26 protein-coding genes and 3 tRNA genes are annotated in these 24,795 nt (G+C 32.6%); 3 read left to right on the forward strand and 26 right to left on the reverse strand.

Going from position 1 to position 24,795, the window contains the following annotated elements; all coding sequences use genetic code 11:
- Positions 1-43: 43 nt before the first annotated feature.
- The 23 genes from DER71_RS00510 to DER71_RS00620 all read right to left on the reverse strand — a co-directional run bounded on the left by DER71_RS00510 (position 44) and on the right by DER71_RS00620 (position 19,514).
- A complete protein-coding gene (locus DER71_RS00510) occupies positions 44-628 on the reverse strand; it encodes a cell wall hydrolase (RefSeq protein ID WP_114456935.1) in 585 nt (194 codons plus the stop codon).
- A 20-nt stretch (positions 629-648) separates the two neighbouring features.
- Positions 649-1,410, reverse strand: a complete 762-nt coding sequence (locus tag DER71_RS00515; RefSeq protein ID WP_114456936.1) for an S-layer homology domain-containing protein — start codon at positions 1,408-1,410, stop codon at positions 649-651.
- A complete protein-coding gene (locus tag DER71_RS00520; protein ID WP_114456937.1) occupies positions 1,410-3,392 on the reverse strand; it encodes a hypothetical protein in 1,983 nt (660 codons plus the stop codon). Before DER71_RS00520 ends, DER71_RS00515 begins: the two co-directional genes overlap by 1 nt.
- Before the next feature lie 3 nt (positions 3,393-3,395).
- Positions 3,396-4,337 (reverse strand): energy transducer TonB, encoded by a 942-nt coding sequence (locus tag DER71_RS00525; protein ID WP_114456938.1) that lies wholly within the window; start codon positions 4,335-4,337, stop codon positions 3,396-3,398.
- 15 nt (positions 4,338-4,352) lie between these two features.
- The gene (locus DER71_RS00530; RefSeq protein ID WP_114456939.1) at positions 4,353-4,757 is read right to left on the reverse strand and encodes a biopolymer transporter ExbD; all 405 of its coding nucleotides are present in this window, start codon (positions 4,755-4,757) and stop codon (positions 4,353-4,355) included.
- The gene (locus tag DER71_RS00535) at positions 4,738-5,343 is read right to left on the reverse strand and encodes a MotA/TolQ/ExbB proton channel family protein (protein ID WP_233486925.1); all 606 of its coding nucleotides are present in this window, start codon (positions 5,341-5,343) and stop codon (positions 4,738-4,740) included. The genes DER71_RS00530 and DER71_RS00535 overlap by 20 nt, the downstream gene beginning before the upstream one ends.
- A gap of 135 nt (positions 5,344-5,478) precedes the next feature.
- Positions 5,479-6,888, reverse strand: coding sequence for an ATP-binding protein (locus tag DER71_RS00540; protein ID WP_114456941.1), 1,410 nt, complete (start codon positions 6,886-6,888; stop codon positions 5,479-5,481).
- A complete protein-coding gene (locus tag DER71_RS00545) occupies positions 6,888-7,577 on the reverse strand; it encodes a response regulator transcription factor (RefSeq protein ID WP_114456942.1) in 690 nt (229 codons plus the stop codon). Before DER71_RS00545 ends, DER71_RS00540 begins: the two co-directional genes overlap by 1 nt.
- A 13-nt stretch (positions 7,578-7,590) precedes the next feature.
- Complete coding sequence (locus DER71_RS00550; RefSeq protein ID WP_114456943.1) at positions 7,591-8,535, reverse strand: dipeptidase; 945 nt, start codon at positions 8,533-8,535, stop codon at positions 7,591-7,593.
- A 120-nt stretch (positions 8,536-8,655) separates the two neighbouring features.
- Positions 8,656-8,916, reverse strand: a complete 261-nt coding sequence (locus tag DER71_RS00555; RefSeq protein WP_114456944.1) for a stage V sporulation protein S — start codon at positions 8,914-8,916, stop codon at positions 8,656-8,658.
- A 100-nt stretch (positions 8,917-9,016) separates the two neighbouring features.
- Positions 9,017-9,793 carry a TIGR00282 family metallophosphoesterase gene (locus DER71_RS00560; protein ID WP_114456945.1) on the reverse strand — a complete coding sequence of 259 codons (777 nt, stop codon included), beginning with the start codon at positions 9,791-9,793 and terminating at the stop codon, positions 9,017-9,019.
- 88 nt (positions 9,794-9,881) lie between these two features.
- Entirely contained in the window at positions 9,882-11,426 is a 1,545-nt protein-coding gene (rny, locus tag DER71_RS00565) for a ribonuclease Y (RefSeq protein ID WP_114456946.1), read from the reverse strand.
- Between the two features lie 219 nt (positions 11,427-11,645).
- Positions 11,646-12,095, reverse strand: coding sequence for a regulatory protein RecX (locus DER71_RS00570; protein ID WP_114456947.1), 450 nt, complete (start codon positions 12,093-12,095; stop codon positions 11,646-11,648).
- Between the two features lie 5 nt (positions 12,096-12,100).
- Positions 12,101-13,141 (reverse strand): recombinase RecA, encoded by a 1,041-nt coding sequence (gene recA, locus DER71_RS00575; protein ID WP_147267741.1) that lies wholly within the window; start codon positions 13,139-13,141, stop codon positions 12,101-12,103.
- A gap of 94 nt (positions 13,142-13,235) precedes the next feature.
- Positions 13,236-13,802, reverse strand: coding sequence for an RNA 2',3'-cyclic phosphodiesterase (gene thpR, locus DER71_RS00580; RefSeq protein WP_158531683.1), 567 nt, complete (start codon positions 13,800-13,802; stop codon positions 13,236-13,238).
- Between the two features lie 25 nt (positions 13,803-13,827).
- Positions 13,828-14,991: a tetratricopeptide repeat protein gene (locus DER71_RS00585; RefSeq protein ID WP_114474186.1), complete on the reverse strand. Its 1,164-nt coding sequence runs from the start codon at positions 14,989-14,991 to the stop codon at positions 13,828-13,830.
- Positions 14,992-15,029: 38 nt separating this feature from the next.
- Positions 15,030-16,250, reverse strand: a complete 1,221-nt coding sequence (locus tag DER71_RS00590) for a competence/damage-inducible protein A (protein WP_114456950.1) — start codon at positions 16,248-16,250, stop codon at positions 15,030-15,032.
- Positions 16,251-16,328: 78 nt separating this feature from the next.
- Positions 16,329-16,550, reverse strand: coding sequence for a DUF2905 domain-containing protein (locus DER71_RS00595; RefSeq protein WP_114456951.1), 222 nt, complete (start codon positions 16,548-16,550; stop codon positions 16,329-16,331).
- A gap of 72 nt (positions 16,551-16,622) precedes the next feature.
- Entirely contained in the window at positions 16,623-17,069 is a 447-nt protein-coding gene (locus DER71_RS00600; protein WP_114456952.1) for a phosphatidylglycerophosphatase A, read from the reverse strand.
- Between the two features lie 12 nt (positions 17,070-17,081).
- Positions 17,082-17,621 carry a CDP-diacylglycerol--glycerol-3-phosphate 3-phosphatidyltransferase gene (pgsA, locus tag DER71_RS00605; protein WP_114456953.1) on the reverse strand — a complete coding sequence of 180 codons (540 nt, stop codon included), beginning with the start codon at positions 17,619-17,621 and terminating at the stop codon, positions 17,082-17,084.
- Complete coding sequence (gene rimO, locus DER71_RS00610) at positions 17,605-18,951, reverse strand: 30S ribosomal protein S12 methylthiotransferase RimO (RefSeq protein WP_114456954.1); 1,347 nt, start codon at positions 18,949-18,951, stop codon at positions 17,605-17,607. Before rimO ends, pgsA begins: the two co-directional genes overlap by 17 nt.
- Before the next feature lie 67 nt (positions 18,952-19,018).
- A tRNA-Pro gene (locus DER71_RS00615) sits at positions 19,019-19,095 on the reverse strand.
- 125 nt (positions 19,096-19,220) lie between these two features.
- Positions 19,221-19,514 (reverse strand): DUF2103 domain-containing protein, encoded by a 294-nt coding sequence (locus DER71_RS00620; RefSeq protein ID WP_114456955.1) that lies wholly within the window; start codon positions 19,512-19,514, stop codon positions 19,221-19,223.
- Positions 19,515-19,922: 408 nt separating this feature from the next.
- On the opposite strand from DER71_RS00620, the gene DER71_RS00625 reads away from it, so the two are divergent.
- From DER71_RS00625 to DER71_RS00635, 3 genes are all read left to right on the forward strand, one after another.
- Positions 19,923-19,998: transfer RNA gene (locus tag DER71_RS00625), tRNA-Trp, on the forward strand.
- Between the two features lie 8 nt (positions 19,999-20,006).
- Positions 20,007-20,082, forward strand: a tRNA-Thr gene (locus tag DER71_RS00630).
- A gap of 289 nt (positions 20,083-20,371) precedes the next feature.
- Positions 20,372-21,775, forward strand: coding sequence for an NAD(P)/FAD-dependent oxidoreductase (locus DER71_RS00635; protein WP_114456956.1), 1,404 nt, complete (start codon positions 20,372-20,374; stop codon positions 21,773-21,775).
- A gap of 76 nt (positions 21,776-21,851) precedes the next feature.
- Here the strand turns inward: DER71_RS00635 and DER71_RS00640 are convergent, their stop codons facing one another.
- The 3 genes from DER71_RS00640 to surE all read right to left on the reverse strand — a co-directional run bounded on the left by DER71_RS00640 (position 21,852) and on the right by surE (position 24,655).
- Positions 21,852-23,135 (reverse strand): DUF362 domain-containing protein, encoded by a 1,284-nt coding sequence (locus DER71_RS00640; protein WP_114456957.1) that lies wholly within the window; start codon positions 23,133-23,135, stop codon positions 21,852-21,854.
- A 169-nt stretch (positions 23,136-23,304) separates the two neighbouring features.
- Positions 23,305-23,874 (reverse strand): class I SAM-dependent methyltransferase, encoded by a 570-nt coding sequence (locus DER71_RS00645; protein ID WP_114456958.1) that lies wholly within the window; start codon positions 23,872-23,874, stop codon positions 23,305-23,307.
- Positions 23,867-24,655 carry a 5'/3'-nucleotidase SurE gene (surE, locus tag DER71_RS00650; RefSeq protein WP_114456959.1) on the reverse strand — a complete coding sequence of 263 codons (789 nt, stop codon included), beginning with the start codon at positions 24,653-24,655 and terminating at the stop codon, positions 23,867-23,869. The genes DER71_RS00645 and surE overlap by 8 nt, the downstream gene beginning before the upstream one ends.
- Between the last annotated feature and the right edge of the window lie 140 nt (positions 24,656-24,795).

Raw genomic sequence — 24,795 nt, forward strand, 5'->3', positions numbered from 1 at the left:
AATAAAAAAGTTCGAAGGATATTTTGTTCATGAGCTTTTTTAATTATTTTAGAAAAACATGATTACCTATTTTAACAACCTTTTTTCTTTTAGCAAAAAACTCTGGATTTTTTGATTTATCAGGATTATAAAAATAAAGGCTTCCTCTGCTCGGATCATTTCCTTCAGCAGCTTCATAAGCAGCTTTATATGAATCACTGCTGGGAGACAAATTAATTTGTCCATTTTCTACTGAAGTAAACTGACCACTCTGATAGACAACTTCTTTTATAGTGTTCGGGAAGGATGGATGATAAACTCTGTTAATTATAACAGCAGCTACTGCAACTTTACCCATATAAATTTCTCCTCGTGCTTCCGCATGAACTGCTTTTGCCAGAATATTAATATCTTCAGTAGAAAATCTGTCAACTGATATGTTGTTTAAATTTTCTGCACTGCTTTTGTCATTATCAGCAAAAATTAACAGAAGAAGCATTAATCCAATACCTGTAACAACATCCTCGTTTTCAATTGAAGCAGCAGCAGCTCTACTGCTGCCTACCCCAGAAAAGAAAAACATAAATGTATTTGTTAGAAGAAATATTATTAATAAAAGTGAAACTCCTCTCCACCTTAAATGCTGCATAAGCTAAAATCTCCTTTAAATTATAGTAATAGGGCCAGCAAAGCCAGTCCTCCTAAAATATACGCAGTATTTCCTGATCCTTTCTTTTCTGCCAGCTTTTGATTTTTTACTTCAAGTTGTTCTTCCAGGTCGGAAATTCTATTTTCCAGCTGATTAATTTTTGTCATAGCAACACTCTGACTATCCTGAAGATTTTGTATGGTGGAGCTTGATGCCAGTTCACCATCAACTCCAATATTTCTTTTAGTTAAAGCAAGTTCCTGTTCTAAATCAGATATTCTGCTCGAAAGAGAAGTAACTTCTTCCTGTAGATTTTTAATTTCTACAACTTGATCAATAATATCTGATACTTCACCTTCCAGTGAAGAAACCCTGTCGTTTACATTACCAATATCTTCATCCTGAATCATATTCTTCTGTTCAACCTTTTTAATTCTGTCCTCAAAAACTTTCTGATTTTGGGCTACTGCAACCAATTCATCTCTAAACTCAAGCGATAATTTTCTAATTACGTCTACATCTTCTTCAGATAATTCCTGAGTACCAGCCTCCATATTGTTTAACATTCTGGCAATAATTTCGGCCAGTTCATATCTGGAAACTTTTTCATTACCCTTAAAAGTACCATCGGAATAAAGTGAAAGATATCCTCTATCTATCAGCTGCTGAACACTGTCATATGCCCAGTGGTCTCTTGGTACATCCTTAATTTCTGCTGCCTGCCCAATGACACTAAATGTGAGCAGTAAAATCATTATTAATACTGTAACTTTAATTTTCATTATTTAGCCTCCTGTTTAATATTCTTAATATCAAGCTGTATTTCATTACCCAAACCATCAAATGCTTTTAGATTATTGACAATAATATTACCAATATTCTCTTCTTTTTTTCTGAAGTGAAGTGTTGCCAGAACTCCTGTAGCTCTGCTAAATGGAAGCTCTTGATTAAATTCAATTAAACCATCCTTTATTTTTTTAGGTTTGTTCCATGGAAGCAGATTTCCTTCGGTCACAAATAAATTGCCTCGAGAAATATAACTTAATCTCAATTTATCAGTGTTATAATTAAAGTTAAAACTTAAATTTTCTGCCTCTGCAATATTGGCTGCTCTAAGTTCAATAGAAATAAAGTTGCTGTCATCTTCTTCTACCACATTCAGATATATAATAGGTTTTAATTCCGGCAGACTAATTTTTTCGACAATTGTTTTTTCATACCCATTAATACCGCTAACCTTAACTGCAAAAGGAAGTTCTCCATCAATTCTTAAAGCCTCTATTAACCAGTTTACTTTTAAATTTTCCTGAGATTGAAGGTAGCCTAGGTGCTTTTTGAGTTTTTCACTGGGACCTGGGACAAGACCAGGTGGTAATATTAGTTCAGCTTCGACCCCATATAGAGATGATTCTCCACTATTACTTAATTTTGCCTGCAGCTTAAAAGGATTGGGCTTCAGCTGACCATTAATTATGCCTACATCTTCCAGTAGTGTAATTTTTGCATTTAATACTGGAGGACCAACAAATTTAACATTTCTTTCTACCTGGTTTGAATCAGTATTATCTGCCTCCACCAGTACTCTGTAAGTTATTTCTTTTGGAATTTCTGAACCGGCTGGTTTAACATCCCATTTAAGCTGAGCAGACTCACCAGCTTTCATATTTCCAAGTTCTCTTGTTATTTTACCAGCTTCAAATGTATCAGGAAGTTCCAGTTTTACTGAAACATTTCTGGCATTTATTTCTGAAGTGTTTTCCAAATAGGCAATAATAGGAAAACTTTCGTTGTCTTTATCCAGTGTTACTTCTGCCGGTGAAGTTACTCCCAGAGAAATAAGTCCAGGGACAATGGTAATTCCACCAAGACCATATTTAGTTATATAAGTTTTACTTTCACCTGCTGGAATTTTTTCCGGCACCCAGAACATAGCAATTGCACTGTCTATTTCATATTCACCTTTGCGAATAAATTCCTGGCCGGGATTAAAGTCAAAATCCCATATACCATCAGCCAGACTTCCCCAGTCAGCAAAATAAACTTTATCAGGTGGGGTAACATCTGGTCCTAAAAAAGTACCTTGTGAGGTAACTTGAGGGGCAGCCAAACTGTCGAAAGCCTGCCAGAAATTATTAAGCTCTTTTTTGTAGTACAATTTATCTGTAGTCACAGCATCAGTACCTAATCTAAAAGGAGCTCCATCATTTTCTCCCAGCATAGTATCCAGCATTATCCTTAGACCAATTTTTTGCTCTTCTTTACTGTTATTAATGATCCTATATTTTATCTGCCCTGTATCCGGAAGTCCGGTGGTAGAACTTTTTACAATACTTAATATCTGTTCAACTATAATATCTCCAAACTTTGAGCGGGTGATAATACTGTCCCCCTCAACTGTAGGAGGAGTTATAATTTCACCATAATTACCATTATTCCCAGCTCTGCGTTCAGTTTTACCGCCAAAAATATATTTTTTGTTATTTATCCAGAGTGTTGTATAGGATGTCCAGGGACTGGGTCTTCCATAAATCAGTGGTTTATTATTATCATTATTTCTCAAAGGTGCTCCACCGGTTGTTTCAATTGCAAATCTGCCCTGGCTGTTTTCCTGCTGGTTAACAACAAGTACAATATAATCATTACCCAGTCTGAGGTTATTATTTTGATCTATATGTTTAAAAAATTTATCCTGGGCCATTACACAGCCTGAAGCTGAACTTAATGCAAGAAATAAAAGTAAAGCTAAGGAAATAGTTTTTCTCATAAATTATTCACCTCCTGTTAAAAATTCAACATTTCCAAGATTAACATCTACCTGTGAATTATCAAATTCATCAATATAGTATTTTACTTCTATTGGTATTACATATGCTTTATTATATGATTTAAAACTCCAGCCTCTTTTTATTGTTAAAACTGCAACCCTGTCCATTGTATCATAACCTGAAGTTTCATTAATTGTGACATTTTTAACAGTTCCTTCAGGGGTAATTTCAACAGTTAATTTAACAGTACCTTCAGCCCTGCTGCCAACTAGATCTTTTGGAAAAGCAGGTCTAACTACTATACTGATTAACTCACCAGATGTAGGTGGTGGAGGTGGGGGTGGAGTCTGTTCAACTTCTTCTTCACCAGGCTTAATATTTTCTGCACTTTGAGCACTATCTTCTGCAGTATTTTGTTCTTCTTCTATTTCTACTTCCACATCACTTTTTTCACTGCTTAAAACTTTAGTTTCTGTATTTTCACTATCATTAGTTTCTGTATCCGTAATTTCTTCCTTTATATCTTCAGTTTCCTTTTTCACTTCTTCAGCTGACGTGTTTTCCTGTGATAATTCTTCTTCTGTAATATCAGATTCCACTTCTATATTTTCTTCAATTTCAGGTTCGTGCTCCGGTTCTGGTTTTTTAATTTCTTCAGGTTCTTCTACTTCTTTAGCTTCTGTATCTTCTTTTTCTTCAGTAATTTTTTCCTGTTCTGCAGTGATTTCCTCTATTTCTTCCTGGGGAACAGGTTCTTCGGTCTGCAGTGGAGCAGGTTGATATTCAACCAATTGAATATAGCCATAATCATTTAAATCAGTGTTTTCACCCCTAACATTCCCCTGCATAAATCCAAAAGGAATAAAATAAAGAAGTAGGAGATGAAGAATTATAGAAAAAACAACATATGCTGCTAATTTATTTTGATTATCATTTCCAGACATAACTTCACCATCCTATTAATTACCTTCTTTTTCTGCCGCAAGGGCCAGCTTATATATTCCTACCTGACGCATTCCATCCATGACTGAAACGACATTTTCATATTTTGTATTTTTATCAGCACTTATGATAACAACTAAAGAATCAGTTTCAGAGTTCCTGTTTTCAGCCTGAGCAACAATTTCAGACAGTGGTAGGTTGTTTCCATCATAAAAATAATTACCATTTTCGTCTATTTCGACTAAAAAGTTTTTGTTTGTTTGTTCGGTAGCAGTGACAGCACGCGGCAGCTGCATATCTATTCCATATGGATTTGATCTAAAAGTGGTAAATAGCATAAAGAAAACCAATAAAAAAAATATTACATCAATCATAGGGATAATATTGATAGAACTTTTCTTTTTAAGAGTAGTTCTGAACATTATCCTCACCTCTGTTACTGCCAACGACATCTATTATTTCAACCATGTTTAAATTCATTTCATGTGCTTTTTTCTCAACTTTTTGGGAAAAATATGAATAAAATACTGCTGTAGGGATAGCTATAATTAATCCCATAGCTGTACTGATAAGAGCAGCAGCAATCCCGGAACTGATCTGAGCCGGATTAGCAGCTCCTGCAGCTGTACCGAGTATATTGAAGCTGCTGATGATACCTATAACTGTACCCAGCAGTCCCAGCAGTGGTGATATCATAGCTATTACATCAAGAATTGGAAGATGCTTTTCCATTTTTTTAATCTCATTTTCACCTACTGCCTGAAGAACTTCCCTTAGTCTGGCCGGGTTTTCACTATTATGAGCTAATGCCGTTGATAGAAGTTTGGCATTTGGTCCTTTTTTTCCTTTCAATTCGTTTAATGCACTTAAAATATCTCCCTCTTCAACCAATATTTCTATTCTTTTTATAAGTCTAAAATTATTATCTTTATGTTGGGCAAAAAATATCGCTTTTTCTATAATAACTGCAAGACTAAAAACTGATGCAAGCAGAAGTGGGATAGACATTGGACCCCCAAGTGAGAAAAAATTCCATATACGACTCAAATTCAAATTGATCACTCCTCTTTATTAATAATATTATAAGTTTGCTAATACATAAGTTCTACATAAACGATTATAATCCTTTCTTTAAATTGAGGATTATAAGGGTAGAATAATAGTAAAAATAGTCTCTTCTTTCTTGCTTTTTACTGATATTGTTCCACCATGTGCTTCCACCAGCTCTTTTGTAACAGCAAGTCCTATACCTGTACCCCCCGTATCTTTAGATCTGGATTGGTCTGCACGATAAAACCTTTCAAAAATAAATGGCAGATCTTTTTGATCTATTTCTGGGCCAGTATTAATTATTTTTACAGCAATATGGTCGTTTAGATTTTTGCTTTCTACATTTATTTTTCCTCCTACTCTATTATATTTAACAGCATTTTCTATTAAATTACTTAAAATCTGTATCATGCTGTCTCTATCTGCAGTTATTGATGTATTTTGTGCAAGGTCTAAATTTACAGAAATGTCTTTGTCTTTTATATTAAATTGATATTTGTTCAATATTTCGCTTAAAATGGAGCTTAAGTCAAGTCTTTCTTTATTTAAATTGATAATTTTATTCTGTGCTTCACTGTATTCCTGAAGCTGATTAATAAGTCTAATTAGGCGTTCAGACTCTTCCTGCAGCTCTTTAATGGTTTGATTATCCATTTCCATTAAACCATCCTCAACAGCTTCTAAATAGCCTTTAATAGTAGTCACCGGTGTGCGCAGCTCATGAGCCAGATCGGATGTAGAGTCTTTTCTTATTTTTTCCAGTTTTTCAAGCTTATCAGTCATTATATTAAATGATTCTCCAAGCTGAGCAAGTTCATCATTACCTTTTATATTAACTTTCTGTTTATAGTTTCCATCAGCAACATTTAAAGCAGAACGATTTAGCTTCAGCAGGGGTCTGGTAATATATTTGGAAAGAAAAAATGCCATTAAACCGGCTGCGGTAGCTACAAATATTCCACTGATAAAAATAGCATTAAAAACACTCTTTTTAAAATACTGATAAATACCTGCCTCTGATTCTGCATTGACAGCAATTTCTTTCCAGTAAATATATGCTTTAGTAGAGTCATTAATTTTGATTTCGTTTATTCTTGTTTTACCAGGAAAATCATCAGGAGAAATTTGACTGTGAATTGGCATATGGGAAGCTCCCATCATCGGCCCCATTCTCCGCATCATATTATTCATATGACCTTCTGTACCTGGTCTGTAAATATATTCTCCATTTTTCTGTTTTGCCAATCTAAGCCAAATTGGAATTCTATTAGCTCTAGTAAAATTATTAATAATTTTATTTAATTCAGAAGTATTAATATTATCTCTGGACAGATAATCTTTTAATATTTCCGCCAGTTCAATTATACTGTCTTCTCTCTGCATGTTCACAAAATCATTGAAGTGTTCTCCGACGGAAAAATTAATAAAAAATCCAGCTACAGAAAGGCTCAGCACAATTAATATAATAAATATAAAAAATAATTTAAAACTGAGTTTGCTCATTAGTTATCACCAACAAATTTATAACCTGCTCCATAAACTGTTATTATATATTCATCTTTGTTTAGTTCCATTTTCTTTCTTATATTTTTAATATGAGCATCAATGGTTCTATCAAAACCGTTAAATTCGAGCCCCATAACTTTGTCAGCTAACTGTTCACGGGAAAGAACCTGTCCTGCATTATTAACAAGTTCAAGTAAAATTTTAAATTCTGTATTTGTTAAATCTACATCTGAATCATTTAATAATACCCTCATTTCTTCAGGAAATATTTTAATTTTACCATCTGCAAATGAAAGTATATTTGCTTTTATTTTATTCATATCTGTTCTTCTTAAAATAGCTTTTATTCTTGCGGTAAGCTCTCTTGGACTAAAAGGTTTGGTAAGATAATCATCTGCCCCATAATCAAATCCTTCAATTTTATTTTCTTCACTACTTTTGGCAGTGAGCATCAGAATTGGAATATCAGAAACCTGCCTTATTTTTTGACAGACTTCCTCCCCACTAATTTTTGGCAGCATAAGATCCAGTACAATAAAGTCAATATTATTATCTGAATGAAAAATATCAAGAGCTTTTCTACCATCTTCAGCTTCAACAGTGGTAAAACCACTGTCTTCTAAATATGTTTTTATCAGTTTTCTGATTTTTGCTTCATCTTCAACAATTAAAATTTTATTTTGCATATGAACACCTTTTTTAGAGATTTTCCAAAAAAACTCTTCTCCAGTTTAAGTATAATATTTTTTCTATTTCTCTGCTTTTATATCCATTTTTATTTAATTTTTCTGCAAGCAGCTGCAGTTTACCGATATTTTCGAAACCAACGGGTGTGTTAGTAATACCATCATAATCAGAGCCAAGTGCTACAGACTCAATACCGGCTAATTTAACTATATAATCAATGTGTTTTATTATATCACTGCCGTCGACATCAGCAGCAGAAGTATTTAAAAATTGAGGGCAGAAATTAATTCCTATCAAACCACCATTTTTAGCAACTGCTCTGATTTGACTGTCATCTAAATTTCTTTCTATACTTCTAATTTTTTTTACATTGGAATGTGAAGCTACAACTGGTTTAGAGCTTAAATCAATAATATCCCAAAAGCCCTCCTGACTTATATGAGAAAGGTCTATAGTAATTTTAAGCTGATTCATAAGTTCTACTGCTTTTTTGCCAAGATCTGTTAAACCTCCACCACTATTAACTGTAAGTCCATCTGCAAGCATATTGCGCCTGTTCCAGGTCAGTGTAATTAATCTAACTCCAAGATTATAAAAGCTATTTATTTGGCTCAATTCCGTTACTGCATCAGCACCTTCAAGACTTAACACAGCAGATATTTTATTTTCCGCTTCTGCTCTTATAATATCTGTGCTATCTTTAATATGAACAATATCTTTTTTAGAAGCTATTGTTTCTCGAAAAATATTAATATAATGCAGAGTTCTTTTTAATGCATTTTCTGGAAAATATCCATCTTCTATAAAAACTGCAAAAACTTCTAAAGCGATATTAGCTTCTTTGAGTTTAGGGAGATCAACATGAAAGTTTTTATTATTTTTATTAAAACAAAAATCTTTGTCTCTATTAAAATTTAAAAGCATATCTGTGTGTCCATCAGCAATTTTATAATCCAATTTAATTCATCTCCTAAAAAGTTCTCTTTAATTTATATTATATAGCTTTTTACTGTAATAAAACAAGCCATAATAAAAAAATCTGTCTGCCTTTTACAGCAAACAGATTTATAGTAATTATTAACGTGGTTCAACAATTAATTTTATTGCAGTTCTTTCCTCCCCATCAATTTCGATATCTGTAAAAGCAGGGATACAAATAAGGTCAATTCCACTGGGTGCCACAAATCCTCTTGCAATAGCTACTGCTTTTACACCTTGGTTTAGGGCCCCGGCGCCGATAGCTTGTAGTTCGGCATTTCCCCTTTCACGCAAAACACCGGCTAATGCCCCTGCAACTTTGTTTGGACTTGAATTTGATGATACTTTTAATACTTCCATGTTCGTAAATTACCTCCCTCTATAAATTAATTCCCTCTATATAATATATTAGTCACAGATGAAATGAATTCCTGCCTTATTTTAAAAATAAATATAATTTTTAATTATTTTTCTTGATTTCCATGATTTGTTTACCTAAAGCTTTGTTTTTATCTACTTTTATTAAAACTCCTTCTAATTTAACTGAACCTGTTGCCACTTCATAATTGACTGGTAATTGGGTTATATATTTTTCAACCATTTTTTCTACTTTCATACCAAGTATGGAATTAACAGCGCCTGTTAAACCTGCATCTGTAATATAAGCTGTTCCACCAGGTAGTATCTGTGCATCTGATGTCTGAACATGTGTATGGGTACCAACAACAGCTGCAACCTTTCCATCAACTGAATGAGCAAAGGTCAATTTTTCTCCAGTAGCTTCAGCATGAAAATCAACAATAATAATATCTGAATTATTTTTAATATCGCTAATTTTTTTCTTAAAAATATGATAGGGAGAATTGTAATTATTCATATATACCTGACCGATTAAATTTACAACGGCAATTTTTAAACTGTTTTTTTCTATAACAGTCCAGCCGTAACCGGGATTGTCAGGAAAATAATTAAGCGGTCTTATAATGCGTCTTTCTTTATCAATAAAATTGAAAACATCTTTGTTATCCCAGGTGTGGTTGCCCATAGTTAAACAGTCTATACCATATCCAAACAGCTCATCGGCAACTTTTTTTGTTATTCCAAATCCACCAGCCGAATTTTCTCCATTGGCAATGACAAGAGATATATCATATTCTTCAATAATTTTATTCAAAAATAGTCTGACTGCTCTTCTACCGGATCTTCCTACAATATCGCCTATAAATAATATGTTCATTTTATCATTCCTCTGTTTAATTTATATATTTTTAATAATATGAATAAAAGGCCCCTCAAATGAGGAGCCCTGTTGTTTTCAGATCTAATTATTTAGCATAATCAACTACCCTGGTTTCTCGAATTATTACCACCTTGATTTGTCCAGGATAATCAAGGCTATTTTCAATTTTCTTTGTAATATCTCTAACCAGTTTACTGGTTTCAATATCATTTATTTTATCCGGTTCAACAATTACTCTGATCTCTCTACCTGCTTGAATTGCGTAAGCTTTTTCTACACCAGAAAAAGATTCACCAATTTTTTCAAGTTCTTCAAGTCTCTTAATATAAGACTCTAAGGTTTCTTTTCTTGCACCTGGTCTAGCTGCGGAAATTGCATCTGCTGAAGCTACCAGAACTGCTTCAATTGAATGGAATTCTACATCACCGTGATGTGCTTCAATAGTATGGAGAACTTTTTCGCTCTCACCATATTTTCTAGCAGTATCAACACCGATTTTGACATGTGGTCCTTCTACTTCGTGATCTATAGATTTTCCAATATCATGTAAAAGTCCACCTCTTTTGGCAAGATTTACATCTGCGCCTAGTTCTGCTGCCATAATTCCTGCTAAATATGAAACTTCAAGTGAATGTTGAAGAACATTCTGGCCATAGCTTGTTCTAAACTTCAAACGGCCAAGTAGTTTAACAAGTTCAGGATTTAAACCATGAACTCCAGTATCAAATGTTGCCTGTTCTCCAATTTCTTTTACATGTTGGTCCAGTTCTTCGCGGGCCTTTTCAACCATTTCTTCTATTCTAGCAGGATGAATCCTTCCATCAATAATTAATTTTTCTAAAGCTATGCGGGCTATCTCACGTCTTATTGGATCAAAACCAGAAATAACAACAGCTTCAGGAGTATCATCGATGATAAGATCAATACCTGTTAGGCTTTCTAATGCTCTGATGTTTCTGCCTTCTCTACCAATTATTCTTCCCTTCATATCATCATTGGGTAAGGATACAACAGAAACAGTAGATTCTGTGACATGGTCTGCAGCACATCTCTGAATAGCAAGAGAAATAATTTCTCTTGCCTTTTTTTCTGCTTCTTCTTTGGCCTGTGCTTCTTTTTCCTTAATCATTTTTGCAAATTCATGATCAAGTTCAGACTCAACTTTGTTAAGAAGATAATCTTTAGCTTCATCCTGTGATAAATCAGAAATTTGTTCCAGTCTTTTTATCTGTTCTTCTTGTAATTTTTTAATTTCCTGTTCATCACGGCTGATATTTTTTTCTCTATCTTTAATACTCTGCTCTTTTCGATCCAGATTTTCAGCTTTTCTATCAAGGTTTTCTTCTTTATGCATCAAGCGATTTTCGAGTTTTTGCAATTCGTCACGTCTTTTTTGGCTTTCGCGATTAGCTTCTTCTCTGATATTATGAGCTTCCTCTTTTGCTTCAAGAGTAATCTCTTTTTTCTTGGCTTTTGCCTCTCTTTCAGCAGTTTCAAGAATTTTTTTGGCTTCTTCTTCTGCTGATTGAATACGAGCCTCAGCAATATATTTTCTAATAAAATATCCTATTAGTAATCCAAGAGGTAGGGCTATTATTAAATACAAAACACCTCCGTTAATATTATTCACCCCCTATTCTATATTCAATTTTTAGTTTTTTTATTTTCATTTACTAATAATATTTTAACTTTTTTATATGTTTCTGTCAAGAAAGTAGAATAAAAGGCGTTTCCTTTAAATTATTTTTTGTAGCATAATTTAAAAAATGAGGAAACTCCTTAGTAAAATAAAGAGCATTATTTAAAATAAAAAAGGACTGTATTTTAAATACAGACCCTGTTATTTACATTAATCTGTTGTTTTATTGATTATATCATATGAAAAACCTTTATTAGAAAGGTAATTTTTAAGTTTTAGGCTGCCTTTATCTTCCTCTTTATGTTTTCTAAGCCATTTTTTAATAAGTGTTTTGGCCATTTCAATTTCCTGTTCTGGGCTTAAATATTTATTTAATGCTTTATCGATTAAACTTCTATTTAACCCTTTTTTTAGCAGTTCTCTATAAATTAATTTTTTCCCCCGCGGATGGTTATTTATTCTGGATCTAATCCACTGTTCTGCAAATCTATCTTCATTGATTAAATCATTTTCGAGCAGATAATTGATTGTCTGTTCAATAACGTCATTATTAAATCCTTTTTTAAATAATCTATCCTGCATTTCCTTTACAGTTCTTTCTCTATATGTGAGAAGATGAAAAGCTTTGTTTTTAGCTTTCTGAATTTCATTTAAATCCATATAATTTAATCCTCTTTTTCTTCTGATTCATCTTCGTTTTCTTTCTCATCACTTTCAGCAAGACCGACTTTTACACGTATTTTATGATCTATTTCTTCTTTGATTTCGGGATTATCATTCAGAAAATCTTTAGAGTTTTCCCGACCCTGACCAAGCCTGACATCACCATAAGAATACCAGGATCCAGCTCTATCAATAACTCCAATTTCTTCTCCCAGATCTATCAAAGATCCGGCTTGAGAAATACCAGTTCCATACATGATATCGAATTCTGCTTTTCTAAAAGGTGGGGCAACCTTGTTTTTAACTACCTTAACTCTGGCTGTACTTCCGATTATTTTGTCTCCATCTTTTATAGTTTGAGAGCGGCGGATTTCGATTCTAACTGAAGAGTAAAATTTAAGTGCACGTCCACCTGGAGTTACTTCTGGATTTCCAAACATAACTCCAACTTTCTCTCTAATTTGATTAATAAATATACAAGCAGTTTTAGATTTACTTATTGCACCAGACAGTTTTCTCATAGCCTGTGACATTAGTCTTGCCTGCAGACCGACATGTGTGTCTCCCATATCACCTTCAAGTTCCGCTTTTGGAACAAGAGCAGCTACGGAGTCGACTATTATCAGATCAACAGCATTACTTCTAACCAGTGCTTCAGTTATTTCAAGAGCTTCTTCTCCATTATTGGGCTGAGATATCAAAAGATTATCTATATCCACCCCTAAATTTTCTGCATAACGCGGGTCAAGTGCATGTTCAGCATCAATAAATGCTGCTATACCATCTAATTTTTGTGCCTCTGCTATAATGTGAAGTCCTAGAGTAGTTTTACCAGAAGACTCGTTACCATAGATTTCAATTATTCTACCTCTTGGAATACCCCCCACTCCTAATGCCAGGTCAAGTGGTAGGGATCCTGTAGGAATTGATTCAACATTTAGTGATGTAGTATCACCCAGCTTCATTATTGAACCTTTACCAAACTGTTTTTCAATCTTTTTTAAAGCCATGTCCAGAGCTTTTTCTTTGTCTTTATTTACCAATATAATCTTCCTCCTCAATTGCTGTTAATCGTTTATCTGTATATTTTATATTTCTAATTCTATTATAGAACAGATGTTTAGTTTTTGCAAGTAATTATTGTAATTTTTTGGAAAATATTTTTTTGTATTCTGGACCTGATGGTTTTAATATGCTTTCATAAAGTGTTACTGTATTTAATTTACTAAAAACATTTATATAATTTTCATCCAGAAATTTTGAATTTTTGTCAGTTAGTTTTTTAATTTGTCTGTTATTTTTTTTGCGGGCTAAAGTTAAATGGGGAATAAATTTTCTCTTTTCTTTTTTAAATCCAATTTTCTGCATAGAATTTTCAATACTATTATTTAATCTGATAAGAGAATTTTTGCCCTGGAAAACACTGACAAAAAGAACTTTAAATGTGCCTAGTTCAGGAAAAGCTCCCAGTTTTTTAAACTGAATATAATTGTGCTGGCAGCTAAAGTCTAATTTCTGCAGCTGTTTTATAACTGCATCAGTTTTATTTTTATCATTTTCCCCTAGAAATTTAACAGTTAGGTGAAAATTTTCTTTTTCCACCCATTTTATATTCTCATTAATTTCTTTTTTTAGCTTTGTTACTTTTTTAAAAATAAGTTCTCGTGCACGTTCAGTTAAATCAACTGCGATAAACAGACGCATAAACCAGTACCTCCAGTGAAAATTATTATTGTTTTTCAATTTCATTCAGCAGTTTTCTTGCGTTTGGATATTTATTGTTTAAATGTAAAGTTCTTTTTAATTCTGCTACAGCAGCTTCTTTCATATCAGCACCATAATAGGCTAAGGCAAGATAATAATGGCTTTCGGCATGTTTGGTGTTTTTCCCAACAGCAATGGAAAATTTAGAAATTGCTTTATAATATTCTTCCCTATTCAAATAAATTTTTCCCTGTTCAAGATAGGCATTTACATAATCTTCATTATATTTAATTGCCTGATCATAATAGTCTAGGGCTGTATCATAATCTTCTAATTTTCTATTTATCATTCCCAGCAGAAAATAGGAGTAATAGGAATGACGATTTATTTCTATTACCTGTTTAAGTACATTTTCTGCTTCATTGTACTTTTCTAAAGCTATATAACTTTCTCCCAGACCTACATAAAATGGTGTAAAATTTTTCTGCAGTTTTATTCCCTGTTTGTAGATCGAAACAGCAGCATTATAATTATTTAATTCCTGATAAAGGTTTCCCAGGTTAAGATAAATAGTCTGTCTGGTCGAATCAATATCAAGAGCAGACTCATAATATTTTACTGCTGTTTCTAAATTACCTAGCTCTTTGTTTAATAAAGCGAGATTTAAATAATCATCAACTGTAGGATTAATTGAAATTATTTCTCCATAAAGTTTTTTAGCTTTTTCTTTTTCATTTAATCCAGTATATGCTGCTGCAAGATCTCGTTTAAATGGGATAGAATTCACTCCAAGTTTTGAAGCTTTTTGTAAATTTTTCAGTGCACTGTCAAAAGAAGCACTGTCAAACTGATGATCTTTGTTCAAAAATAAAGCGCCCAGTTTCCAGTAGAGCCTACCGTTTTCATATCCAAGCTCTTTTAATGTATTAATCTGCTCTATTGCAAGCTGTGTATGGTTATTATCTAAAGCAGTTAATGTATAATAATAAAGAGTATCATGTTTAAGTTCATGATTAATGGAGGGATCATTTAGTATTTCAGAAAAAATTGCTTCTGCTTCTGAATATCTTCCCTGATAATATAAATTGACTCCTCCAGAAAAGTTGTTATAGTTTACATTTTGAGCTTCAGCACTAAAACTGAATACAAAAAATAAAATAATTAAATAAATGCAAAGTTTTTTGTTCATTATTTATACCTCCCTGAATAATATGCGTTACGTCAAATCTAATAGTTTTCCAGCAGTTTCATAATTTTAAACAAAATAATCTGTGTTGCATACCATCTATTCAGTTTTCGATTATAATTTTTGTTCAATTTAAAGGAAAATAATCGCGAAAAATATTTAATTCCAACAAACATTGTTCCTGCTTTTTTTCCTTCCATACTGTCCGGGCCAGCAACACCGGTGGTGGAAACACCTATATCTGCAGCAAAAATATCAGCAATATTACCTGCCATTGCCAGAGCAGTTTCATGGCTTACAGCACCATATTTTTCAAGAATATTAGGATTAATTTTTAAAATATTTTTCTTTGCTTTACTGCTGTATGCAATAATTCCACCTTTAAAATAAGCTGAACTTCCTTCCAGTTCTGTTAGTCTCTTGCCGAGAAGACCACCAGTAAATGATTCAGCAGTAGCGATAGTTAAACCACTTTTTTTGAGTCTGTCACAAAAAATTTCCAGCAAAGACATGTCTCCAGTACCATAAAAGTAATCAGTAAATTTAGTGGAGATGAGATTATCAAAAAATTCAATTGTACTTTCAGCATCATCATTTTCCACCTTCAACCTCAGTTTAACCTCTCCCCGGCCTGCCTGATAGCTTAAGACAGCATTTTCTGGAATGGTTAATTTTTCAATTTTGTCTGCCAGGGTAGATTCACCAATCCCAATAAAATTATATTCTTTAAAAAAAATGCTGTTATTATTTATCTTTTTTAAGTCTGGATAGATTTGTTCTAAAAACATAGACCGCATTTCGGACGGAACACCAGGCATTAAATAAAAAGTTTTATTATTATGATTTAATTTTATTCCCGGTGCAGTTCCATTATCATTAAGTACTGCTTCTGCATTTTCCGGCAAATAGGCCTGTTTTAAATTATTTTTAGTCATTTTAGAGCTGCTGTTTTCAAAAAAAGAATGAAGGCGCTCGGCCAGCCTATCAGAAAATTTGAGTTTAAGATCAGCAGCTTCTGCAAGTGCATCTCTAGTAAGATCATCTTTAGTTGGGCCAAGACCACCTGTTATAAAAATTAAATCAGTATTTTTAGCAGCAAAATTCAGTTTTTCTTTGATATCAGACTTTTCATCACTGCAGACAATTATATTTTTAATATTCAATCCTATATCAGTTAATTTCTGAGCTAAAAACTTAGAGTTAGTATCCTGTACTTTTCCATATAAAATTTCAGAACCTGTCACAATAATTGAAACATCCATAAACTCACCTCTAAATTATTATATCACAGAGTTGAACAAAAGAAAATCGGCCTTTAGGGGCCGATTTGGTTAAAAATATTATTTAAAAAATTTAAATATCCAGTAAACAATATTTAATATAATACTTATAATAAGCATTGATGTTATAGGAAAGTACAGTTTATAATTTTCTTTTTCTATCTTTATATCCCCTGGAAGACTGCCAAACCAGGAAAAAAATGGTTTGAAAAATAGAGATACAGCTCCAGCTGTGATTAATATCAATCCAATTATTATTAGTATTTTGGAAAATGAATTCATTATCAAAATCACCACTGTATTCAACTTCAGTATTTTAAATTTTTTCTAAAAAATATTACAAAAGGCCAGTTATTATAAGATTCCAAAGTATACTGCTGTTTTCAATATAATTAGAGAAAAAATGCCGGCTGCAATATCATCAGCTATAACTCCCCAGCCAGAGGGAAGTTTTTCTAACTTTTTAATAATTAGAGGTTTTGTAATATCAAATATTCTAAATAAAATAAAACCACTAATCAGTAAAGGTATACCTGTATTTAATGTCATAAAGGTTATCAGCTGGCCGGCAGCTTCATCAATAACTATTTTGCCGCTGTCTTTGACTCCAGTCATTTTTTCTTCATAACTGCAGATGAAAACACCAGAAATTGTTAAAAAACTTAAAAAATAAACATTATTAATGACAGGAAAAACCATTATAAGGACTATCATTAATAAAGAACCCCATGTTCCAGGAGCAAAAGGCAGATATCCTGAAAAAAAACCTGTTGCAAAAAAATGATTTATTTTCTGAAGCATAATTTTACCACCTTAACTGTAATCTACATCAGCTGATGCAAAATAAACATATCCAGAGTAAATAGTGATTAAAACTGCTGCCCAGACAAGAGATGTTATCAAAACAGACGGCAGATTAAACAATATAGGATCAATGATTAGTGCTATTATTGTAATAATTTGAATAGTAGTTTTCCATTTACCCCACATATTGGCTGGAATGATAATTCCCTGTCCTGCAGCAACAACTCTTAAACCTGTAACTGCTAGTTCGCGCCCTATAATAACCAGGGCAACCCAGGCAGATATTTTCCCCAGATCTACAAAAGCTACTAAAGCTCCTGAAATTAAAAGCTTATCTGCAAGTGGATCTAAAATTTTTCCCAGCTGTGTAATCATGTTATATTTTCTTGCATAATAGCCGTCATACTTATCAGTAAGTGCAGCAGCTGAAAATATAATTAAAGCTGTCAGATCACCATAAAACGGGAAATTTGCACTGTAAAGTAATAAAGCAACTATTATTGGAACTAAAAAAATCCTCAACATTGATAATTTATTCGGTAGATTCATTTGAAATCTCTCCTATCAAATCATATTCATAAGCTTCTTTTATTTTACAAATAACAAAATCACCAATTTTTAACCTGCTGTGCTGGTTTGAATTTTTTTTAATATAAATTTGATTATCTATTTCTGGAGCATCATACTTAGAACGGGCAAGATAGTATTCATCTTCGATATCTTCAATAATCACCTCCAGAGATTCACCGATTAGTTTGCGATTTTTTTTTAGAGCAATCTGCTGCTGTAATTCCATTATTTCTTCATAACGTTTTTCTTTAACCTCTTCTGATACTTGATCTGAAAAATTATAGGCAGCTGTATCTTCTTCTCGAGAAAATTTAAATACTCCCAATCGATCAAATTCGTGTTTTTTGATAAAATTTTTTAGCTCCAAAAAATCTTCTTCTGTTTCACCTGGAAATCCAACGATTAAAGAAGTTCTAATAACAATATCTGAAATATTATTCCTCAGTTTATTTATTAAATTAGAGATATCTTCACTTTTTCCTCTGCGGTTCATTAATTTTCTTATTTTATTTACAGAATGCTGGATGGGGAGGTCTAAATAGCTGCATAGTTTATCTTCTCTGGAAATAAGATTTATAAGATCATCTTTAATGAATTCAGGGTAGCTGTAGAGTATTCTAATCCAATGGATTCCTTTTACTTTGATAAGTTTTTTTAGAAGAGGAGTTAGTGCAGAATCTCCATAAATATCAACTCCATACTGTGTTGTGTCCTGAGCTATTATAATTAATTCCTTTATACCTTTTTTGGCAAGTTTTTCTGCTTCCGTTACTATATCTTCTATTTTTCTACTTTTAACTGGCCCTCTTATTTTAGGTATACTGCAGTAAGTACAGTTATTATTACATCCTTCTGCAATTTTTAAATATGCAAAATAATCGTTATTAAGCTTCCGCGGCAGTTCAGAATAATATTCAAATCCCGGTTCTGATACACCTTTATTTTTCTTTCCGGAAAGACTGTTTTTAATTACTTCTACAATTCTGTCAAAATTTCCCGTTCCCAAAACTGCATCTATTTCTGGAATTTCTTTTATAAGATCACTGCTGTATCTTTGAGTAAGGCAGCCTGTAACTATTAAAGATCTGCAGGAATGGTTATCTTTGTATGATGCTGCATTTAAAATAGTTTCAATTGATTCTTCTTTTGCATCTTGTATAAATCCACAGGTATTTATAATAATTACTTTAGCTTCCTTAAAGTCATCAGTTTCTATAAATTCACTGTAATCAGATAAAAATCCTTTCATATGTTGGCTGTCAACTTCGTTTTTAGGACAGCCAAGAGTTATTAAACTGTATTTTATCATTAATTTCTATGCTCCTTTGTTTCTATAAATAGAAAAAAGCCCTGGTGGGCTTTACAAATTCTTTAAATGGTCGGGTTGCCGGGATTTGAACCCGGGACCTCACGCCCCCCAGACGTGCGCGCTACCTAGCTGCGCTACAACCCGCTGTCAGTAGACAATATTATATAAGAAAAATAACTTAATGTCAATGTCAAAATTTAGCAGCTAAGAGTTTTTTATATAATTTCTTTCAGATTAAAAAATATTAAATAAAAAATGATATAAGATTTTCAGTCAACAAAGTCTAATTTTTTGAGATAATCCATAGTTTTATCCGGGTAATCTGTTACAATAAATACTTCCTGCAGAGAAGAACTGTTTTTTGCAATTATTTTTATACCACTTGTAGTATTGTATTTTAGCTGCAGGTAAGCTGGAACACCACTTCCCTTTCTTCTACTAATCCTACCTGGAATTATACTTTTAATTAATTTAGAACGAGAAATTTCCAGTAAAAAAGGAAAAATATCTTCAATTATTGTATGTTCCTGTTTTATTTTATTATCTCTGTATTTATTACTCATAACATCACATCCTTATTACATTATAACACTGACAAAATTTTAAGGCAAATAATAACAATATGGTTTCCTCAAATTCATTTTAAATATGTAAAAAAATTTTTATCAGCACCTAAATCTTTAGATTCATTTAAAGATCAATCCCTTTTTTTATCTTTTTCTTTTTTATAATATAAAATATTATAAAACTTTTAAAGAAATAAAGTATTCTGCTGTAATTATTTAAATATATTAATTATTTTAGTAATAATTGATGACAGAAAACAGTTTAAATTAAAGATATTATAAGAAAAATAAAGAATAAAATGTTTAATTTAATTTCAGCACTAATATAAACAAAAAAAATACTTGACCTATCGATAGTACTTGGTTATAATAAGTAGTGCTTGAGCAAAAAGCTCAATAATATTTAGGGGAGTAGCTCAACTGGCAGAGTAGCGGACTCCAAATCCGTTGGTTGCGGGTTCAATTCCTGCCTCCCCTGCCAAAATATAGGCTGATGTAGCTCAATTGGTAGAGCAGCTCACTTGTAATGAGCAGGTTACCAGTTCAAGTCTGGTCATCAGCTCCATTGAATTTTACAGGAGTCGATTTTTTCGGCTCTTTTTTTAATTTATCAGCATTTATTTATCAATCGATTATTTAAAAAAATTAAAAGAAAATTTTTCTTATTACTTTATTGTGATTTTAAAGAGAGAAGTTTAAAATATATTTTGTATAATATTAAGTTTTCTCACATTTTTTTATTTAAAATGAGAAAACTATTTTTTTGCAGTATAACTTGAAATAAATTAGATTATGTATTATTATTATAATATCGTAATATCCAAATATAATGATATAAATAAGGTGGTTATAATATGAAAAAGTATGATCTTATTGTTATTGGTATGGGTCCTGCTGGAATGGCAGTAACTGCTATGGCTTCAAATATGGATTTAAATGTTTTAGCCATAGAAAAGCATAAGGTTGGTGGAGAATGTTTAAATTACGGCTGTGTGCCGAGCAAAGCACTTCTTAAAGCCGGAGAAGTAAATGAAATTACCGAAAACTTGCGTCAGTTCGGTATTCAATTTAATGGTGATACTGAAATTGAAAATCCCCTTGAAATTGTTAGAGAAAAAGTGGGAGAAATAAGTGGAAATAAAACAATGAAAGCCTTTGAAAGAGCTGATTTGATAATAGATAAAGGGGAAGCAAAATTTGTTGATAAAAAAATTGTAGAAGTTGATGGAGAAAGATATACTGCAGATAAGATTTTTATTGCAACAGGAACTGAACCACTTGTACCTCCTATTCCAGGTCTTAAAGATGTATCTCTATTAACAAATTTAAATATATTTGCACAGGAGGATATTCCGAAGAAATTAACCATTATTGGTGGTGGGGCAATTGGTTCAGAAATGGCTCAGGCTTTTTCCAGACTTGGTTCTGAGGTAAATATGTTTCAGATTGATGATCATCTTGTTCCTATTGGTGATGAAGAAGCCGGACGGGTGCTGGAAGAAAAGTTTAAAAAAGAAGGTATTGGTGTATATAATAGTACAGGTATCAATAAAGTGGAAGAAAAAGATAGGAAAATAATTATACATACTGAGGCTGGAGTTTTTGAATCTAATGAAATTCTTGTTGCTACAGGTAGAAAAATAGTACTGGATTCTTTAAATCTCGAAAATGCCGGAATCGAATACGGTAAAGGTGGAATAAAAGTTAACCGAAGATTGGAAACAAATGTTAAGGGAATATATGCAGTTGGAGATTGTAATGGAAAAGCTCTCCTCTCACATGCAGCAATGCATCAGGGGATGATTGCTTTAATGAATGCCATTAATCCTACTCCAATAAAACAGTTTAATTATGATGACTTTTTAGTACCCTGGTCTGTTTTTACAAAACCCGAAATAGCTCAGGTTGGAGTTACAGAAAAAGAAGCTGAAGAAAAAGGTCTGGATTATCAGATAGTAAAAGAAAATTATTCTGATTATGGTAGAACGATTGCAGATGGGAAACCTGAAGGTTTTGTCAAAGTTATTACAAATTCAAAAGGAAAAGTCTTTGGAGCTACCATTGTTGGGGAAGCTGCAAGTGAATTGATACATGAATGGATTCTGGCCATACAGCATGATATTGGACTATTTGATATTATGATGACACAGCATTCATTCCCAACTATTTCTTTAATGAATAAGCGAGTTGCAGAAAAATGGATGATGGGTAAAACTAATTCTGGTTTTATTTCTAAACTTGCTAAAAAATTTATATAAAATAAAGTTCAAATAATTTATAATTGGAATTATTAAAAAAAGAGGGGTAAGCTACCCCTCTTTTTTATGTTCAATATTACAGTGCCTGCAGATCAGTATTAAGCTGAGCAAAAACATATATTGGTGCACAGCCAGGATATTCTGTCACAGTTTTTGCAGCTTTCATTGCTTTTTCAACTTCTTCTCTGGACTCAAACTTTTTCCAGCAGTCTCCTACCACAAAAAGATGTTTTCCTTCTGCATCAGTATAATCTAATGATGGAACCCCTCCAGCAATTATTAGTGTCTCTCCTTTTTCTTCCACAAATTTTTTAGTATCAATATCCAGCTTAAAGCTGTCTAAAGCACCGCGGATATATTTATAACAGCCAGGACATGTCTGCTGAATTAAAACATTTATTCCAGGGATAAGGCCAACAGGATTGTTGGCTGGTCTTTTAAAGAATGTTCTTACACTTTCAGCAGATACTCCCTTAACTTTAATTTTATCAAGACACATTTCTCCTAAACCCTCTGAAAAAGCAATCTGAGTGGAAGGAACTTCATGTGGTTCATATCCCATTATATAAGAAGTTAAAGCATCAACTGCTACAGTATCCTGTCCGGCTATAAGTAAATTCATTTCTTTTGGAGTGCCGGCATGGGGACCCTGCCCTTCCATAGCAATAATACCGTCTATTAAAGTTAGGTCAGCTTTTCTTATTCTTAAAAGATCCGAAATCTTCTGGTCTAGATCAATTCTATGGGTATCCTGCTGTTGACCTGATGGATGAACATTGGGAATAATGCCCTGCCAGTTTTTAAGTCCTAAAGTAACCGTTCCACCCAAATGAGTTTTCATTTTGGGAAGATTTATTAGTACATCAGCATCCAGAATAGGTCTAAACACAGAAGCTTTTTTAAATACTTTAGCCATTGGAATATCAACTTCTATTGAAGATTCTTCATCAAAATATAGGACTTTGTCAGCACCACCTCTATAAGCAGCCTGTTCCATTTCTGCTGCTTTAAATGCAGGTCTTGCTCTTCCGACATGTTTACCTAGTGATGGATTGTCTCCAACCCAGACTTCACCTGCTTTAGATTCCTCTTTTAGAAAAGAAACCAGTGCTTCTATTACTCGTGGATCAACTACAGAAAAACTTTCTGGTGGAGCTAAAAAAGCAAGATTAGGCTTAATTAAAACTCTATCACCCTTTTTAATAAGATTATCAATATCTCCAACAGCAAGGCTAATAACTTCTCGCAAAGAATCTTTAATCTCTTTAATATCCTGCTCATGTCTTTCAAAATGGCCGTCTATAAATTCTTTATTACCTTTTAAATTATCAACTTTTACAATAGATACATCTGTACTCATTTTAATCCCCTTTCTAGTTATGTTATTAGAATTTTTCGACAACTAAATATAAAGCAGTATTTATTCCTATTTTCACCTCCCTCTTTAAGTGAAAGAATAAAAAGACATACAACCACACTCATCTTTGTATGTGAAAAACATCAGCAAAAAAGTTTATTCAGTAAAAATTTTACCTTTTTATTAAAGCAAGTAATTCCGGTGAAAAATCAGGTTGATTAAGATAAGAATACTTAATAACATTATATCTTTTGTAATTAAGATCTTTAAGAAAGTTTAAGACAGCTTCTTTTTCTTCTACTCCTCCTCTATGTCCACTGTAGACTACTAAAACTATTATACCACCTTTTTTTAAAAAATTCATACTTTTCTTTACTGCAGTAACTGTAGAAGAAGCTTTAGTTTTAATAGTTTTATCTCCGCCCGGAAGGTATCCAAGATTAAATATAACAGCCGATACATTGGTCTCTTCAAGATAATTATCTATATTTTCATGACTGTCATTAAATATCCTAACTCGATCTAAAAAAGAATAATCATTAAGTAGTTTAATAGTGTTTGCAACAGCTTCATCCTGAATATCAAAAGAGTAAACTGTACCTTTTTCTTTAACTAATTCTGCCAGAAATAGAGTATCATAACCATTTCCAGCAGTTGCATCTACAGCAGTGTCTCCCGGCTGAACATGTTTATTTAAAAGAAAATGAGAAAATTCTACCGGTGTCAAAAAATCATTATTCATGATTTTCACTTCCCTTTCTGTAGTTTTTCAGAAAGTTTTCTTGAAGGTAAATCAACTGCTTGCTGTCAGTTAAATCAATTTTCAGTGGGGTAATAGATATATTTCCGGATAAATAGGCTGCAATATCAGTTCCATCATCTTTTATATCCTTATTACTTCCTGACAGCCAGTAATAAGTATTGCCCATTGGGTCAGTACGTTCATCGAATGTATCACTGTAAAGGGTTTTACCCAATTTTGTAATGCAAATTTTACTGTTATCATCAAGCTTTTCTGGGAAATTTATATTCATCAAAAAACAGCTGTTTAATTTAAATACATCCTTTGATTTAATAAATTTTGCAATATATTCGGCAGCTTTTTTGAAATTATTTTCTTCATTATATGCCATAGATACTGCCATAGAAGGATAACCAAGCATCCATCCTTCTATGGCCGCTGAAACTGTTCCAGAATAGAAAATTTCAAAACCAAGATTTGGACCATGATTAATGCCGGAAATTACTAAATCAGGTTCAAAATTTATCAGTTTTTCTAAAGCAAGTTTTACACAATCAGCTGGAGTTCCACTCACTCTAAATAATGGCACATCAGGAAGAGCTGATCGCACAATTTTTCTGGCACGCAGGGGGTCGTTAATTGTTATTGCATGACCTGAAGCACTTCGTTCTCTGTCCGGTGCCACAAGCACAATAGTATGTCCTTCATCTACCAGTTTTATTCCTAATTCTGTAATTCCATCAGCATAAATACCGTCATCATTAGTTAATAGTATTTTCATTTTACCACCTCACTCCAAATATATCGTTAATTTATATTTTGAGATTAAAACATGAAATATTATGGTGAATATTTATTTAAAACGGAGTATAAAAGATTTTATTTTATATAAAGATTAAAAAAAGCAAATAAATACAATTG

This window comes from Halanaerobium sp. DL-01, assembly GCF_003338615.1.
In the GTDB taxonomy this organism is placed as follows: Bacteria; Bacillota; Halanaerobiia; order Halanaerobiales; family Halanaerobiaceae; genus QPJE01.

Bases quoted from the DNA above. Each gene is read 5' to 3' on its own strand.
- pgsA (WP_114456953.1), bottom strand. From the start codon at position 17,621: ATGAATCTACCGAATAAATTATCAATGTTGAGGATTTTTTTAGTTCCA.
- DER71_RS00620 (WP_114456955.1), bottom strand. From the start codon at position 19,514: ATGAGTAATAAATACAGAGATAATAAAATAAAACAGGAACATACAATA.
- DER71_RS00640 (WP_114456957.1), bottom strand. From the start codon at position 23,135: ATGAGTACAGATGTATCTATTGTAAAAGTTGATAATTTAAAAGGTAAT.
- DER71_RS00555 (WP_114456944.1), bottom strand. From the start codon at position 8,916: ATGGAAGTATTAAAAGTATCATCAAATTCAAGTCCAAACAAAGTTGCA.
- DER71_RS00560 (WP_114456945.1), bottom strand. From the start codon at position 9,793: ATGAACATATTATTTATAGGCGATATTGTAGGAAGATCCGGTAGAAGA.
- DER71_RS00545 (WP_114456942.1), bottom strand. From the start codon at position 7,577: ATGCAAAATAAAATTTTAATTGTTGAAGATGAAGCAAAAATCAGAAAA.
- rimO (WP_114456954.1), bottom strand. From the start codon at position 18,951: ATGATAAAATACAGTTTAATAACTCTTGGCTGTCCTAAAAACGAAGTT.
- DER71_RS00645 (WP_114456958.1), bottom strand. From the start codon at position 23,874: ATGAATAATGATTTTTTGACACCGGTAGAATTTTCTCATTTTCTTTTA.
- DER71_RS00595 (WP_114456951.1), bottom strand. From the start codon at position 16,550: ATGAATTCATTTTCCAAAATACTAATAATAATTGGATTGATATTAATC.
- surE (WP_114456959.1), bottom strand. From the start codon at position 24,655: ATGAAAATACTATTAACTAATGATGACGGTATTTATGCTGATGGAATT.
- DER71_RS00515 (WP_114456936.1), bottom strand. From the start codon at position 1,410: ATGAAAATTAAAGTTACAGTATTAATAATGATTTTACTGCTCACATTT.
- thpR (WP_158531683.1), bottom strand. From the start codon at position 13,802: ATGCGTCTGTTTATCGCAGTTGATTTAACTGAACGTGCACGAGAACTT.
- DER71_RS00535 (WP_233486925.1), bottom strand. From the start codon at position 5,343: ATGTCTATCCCACTTCTGCTTGCATCAGTTTTTAGTCTTGCAGTTATT.
- DER71_RS00590 (WP_114456950.1), bottom strand. From the start codon at position 16,250: ATGGATGTTTCAATTATTGTGACAGGTTCTGAAATTTTATATGGAAAA.
- DER71_RS00510 (WP_114456935.1), bottom strand. From the start codon at position 628: ATGCAGCATTTAAGGTGGAGAGGAGTTTCACTTTTATTAATAATATTT.
- DER71_RS00585 (WP_114474186.1), bottom strand. From the start codon at position 14,991: ATGAACAAAAAACTTTGCATTTATTTAATTATTTTATTTTTTGTATTC.
- DER71_RS00635 (WP_114456956.1), top strand. From the start codon at position 20,372: ATGAAAAAGTATGATCTTATTGTTATTGGTATGGGTCCTGCTGGAATG.
- DER71_RS00530 (WP_114456939.1), bottom strand. From the start codon at position 4,757: ATGTTCAGAACTACTCTTAAAAAGAAAAGTTCTATCAATATTATCCCT.
- DER71_RS00600 (WP_114456952.1), bottom strand. From the start codon at position 17,069: ATGCTTCAGAAAATAAATCATTTTTTTGCAACAGGTTTTTTTTCAGGA.
- DER71_RS00520 (WP_114456937.1), bottom strand. From the start codon at position 3,392: ATGAGAAAAACTATTTCCTTAGCTTTACTTTTATTTCTTGCATTAAGT.
- DER71_RS00570 (WP_114456947.1), bottom strand. From the start codon at position 12,095: ATGGATTTAAATGAAATTCAGAAAGCTAAAAACAAAGCTTTTCATCTT.
- DER71_RS00540 (WP_114456941.1), bottom strand. From the start codon at position 6,888: ATGAGCAAACTCAGTTTTAAATTATTTTTTATATTTATTATATTAATT.
- DER71_RS00525 (WP_114456938.1), bottom strand. From the start codon at position 4,337: ATGTCTGGAAATGATAATCAAAATAAATTAGCAGCATATGTTGTTTTT.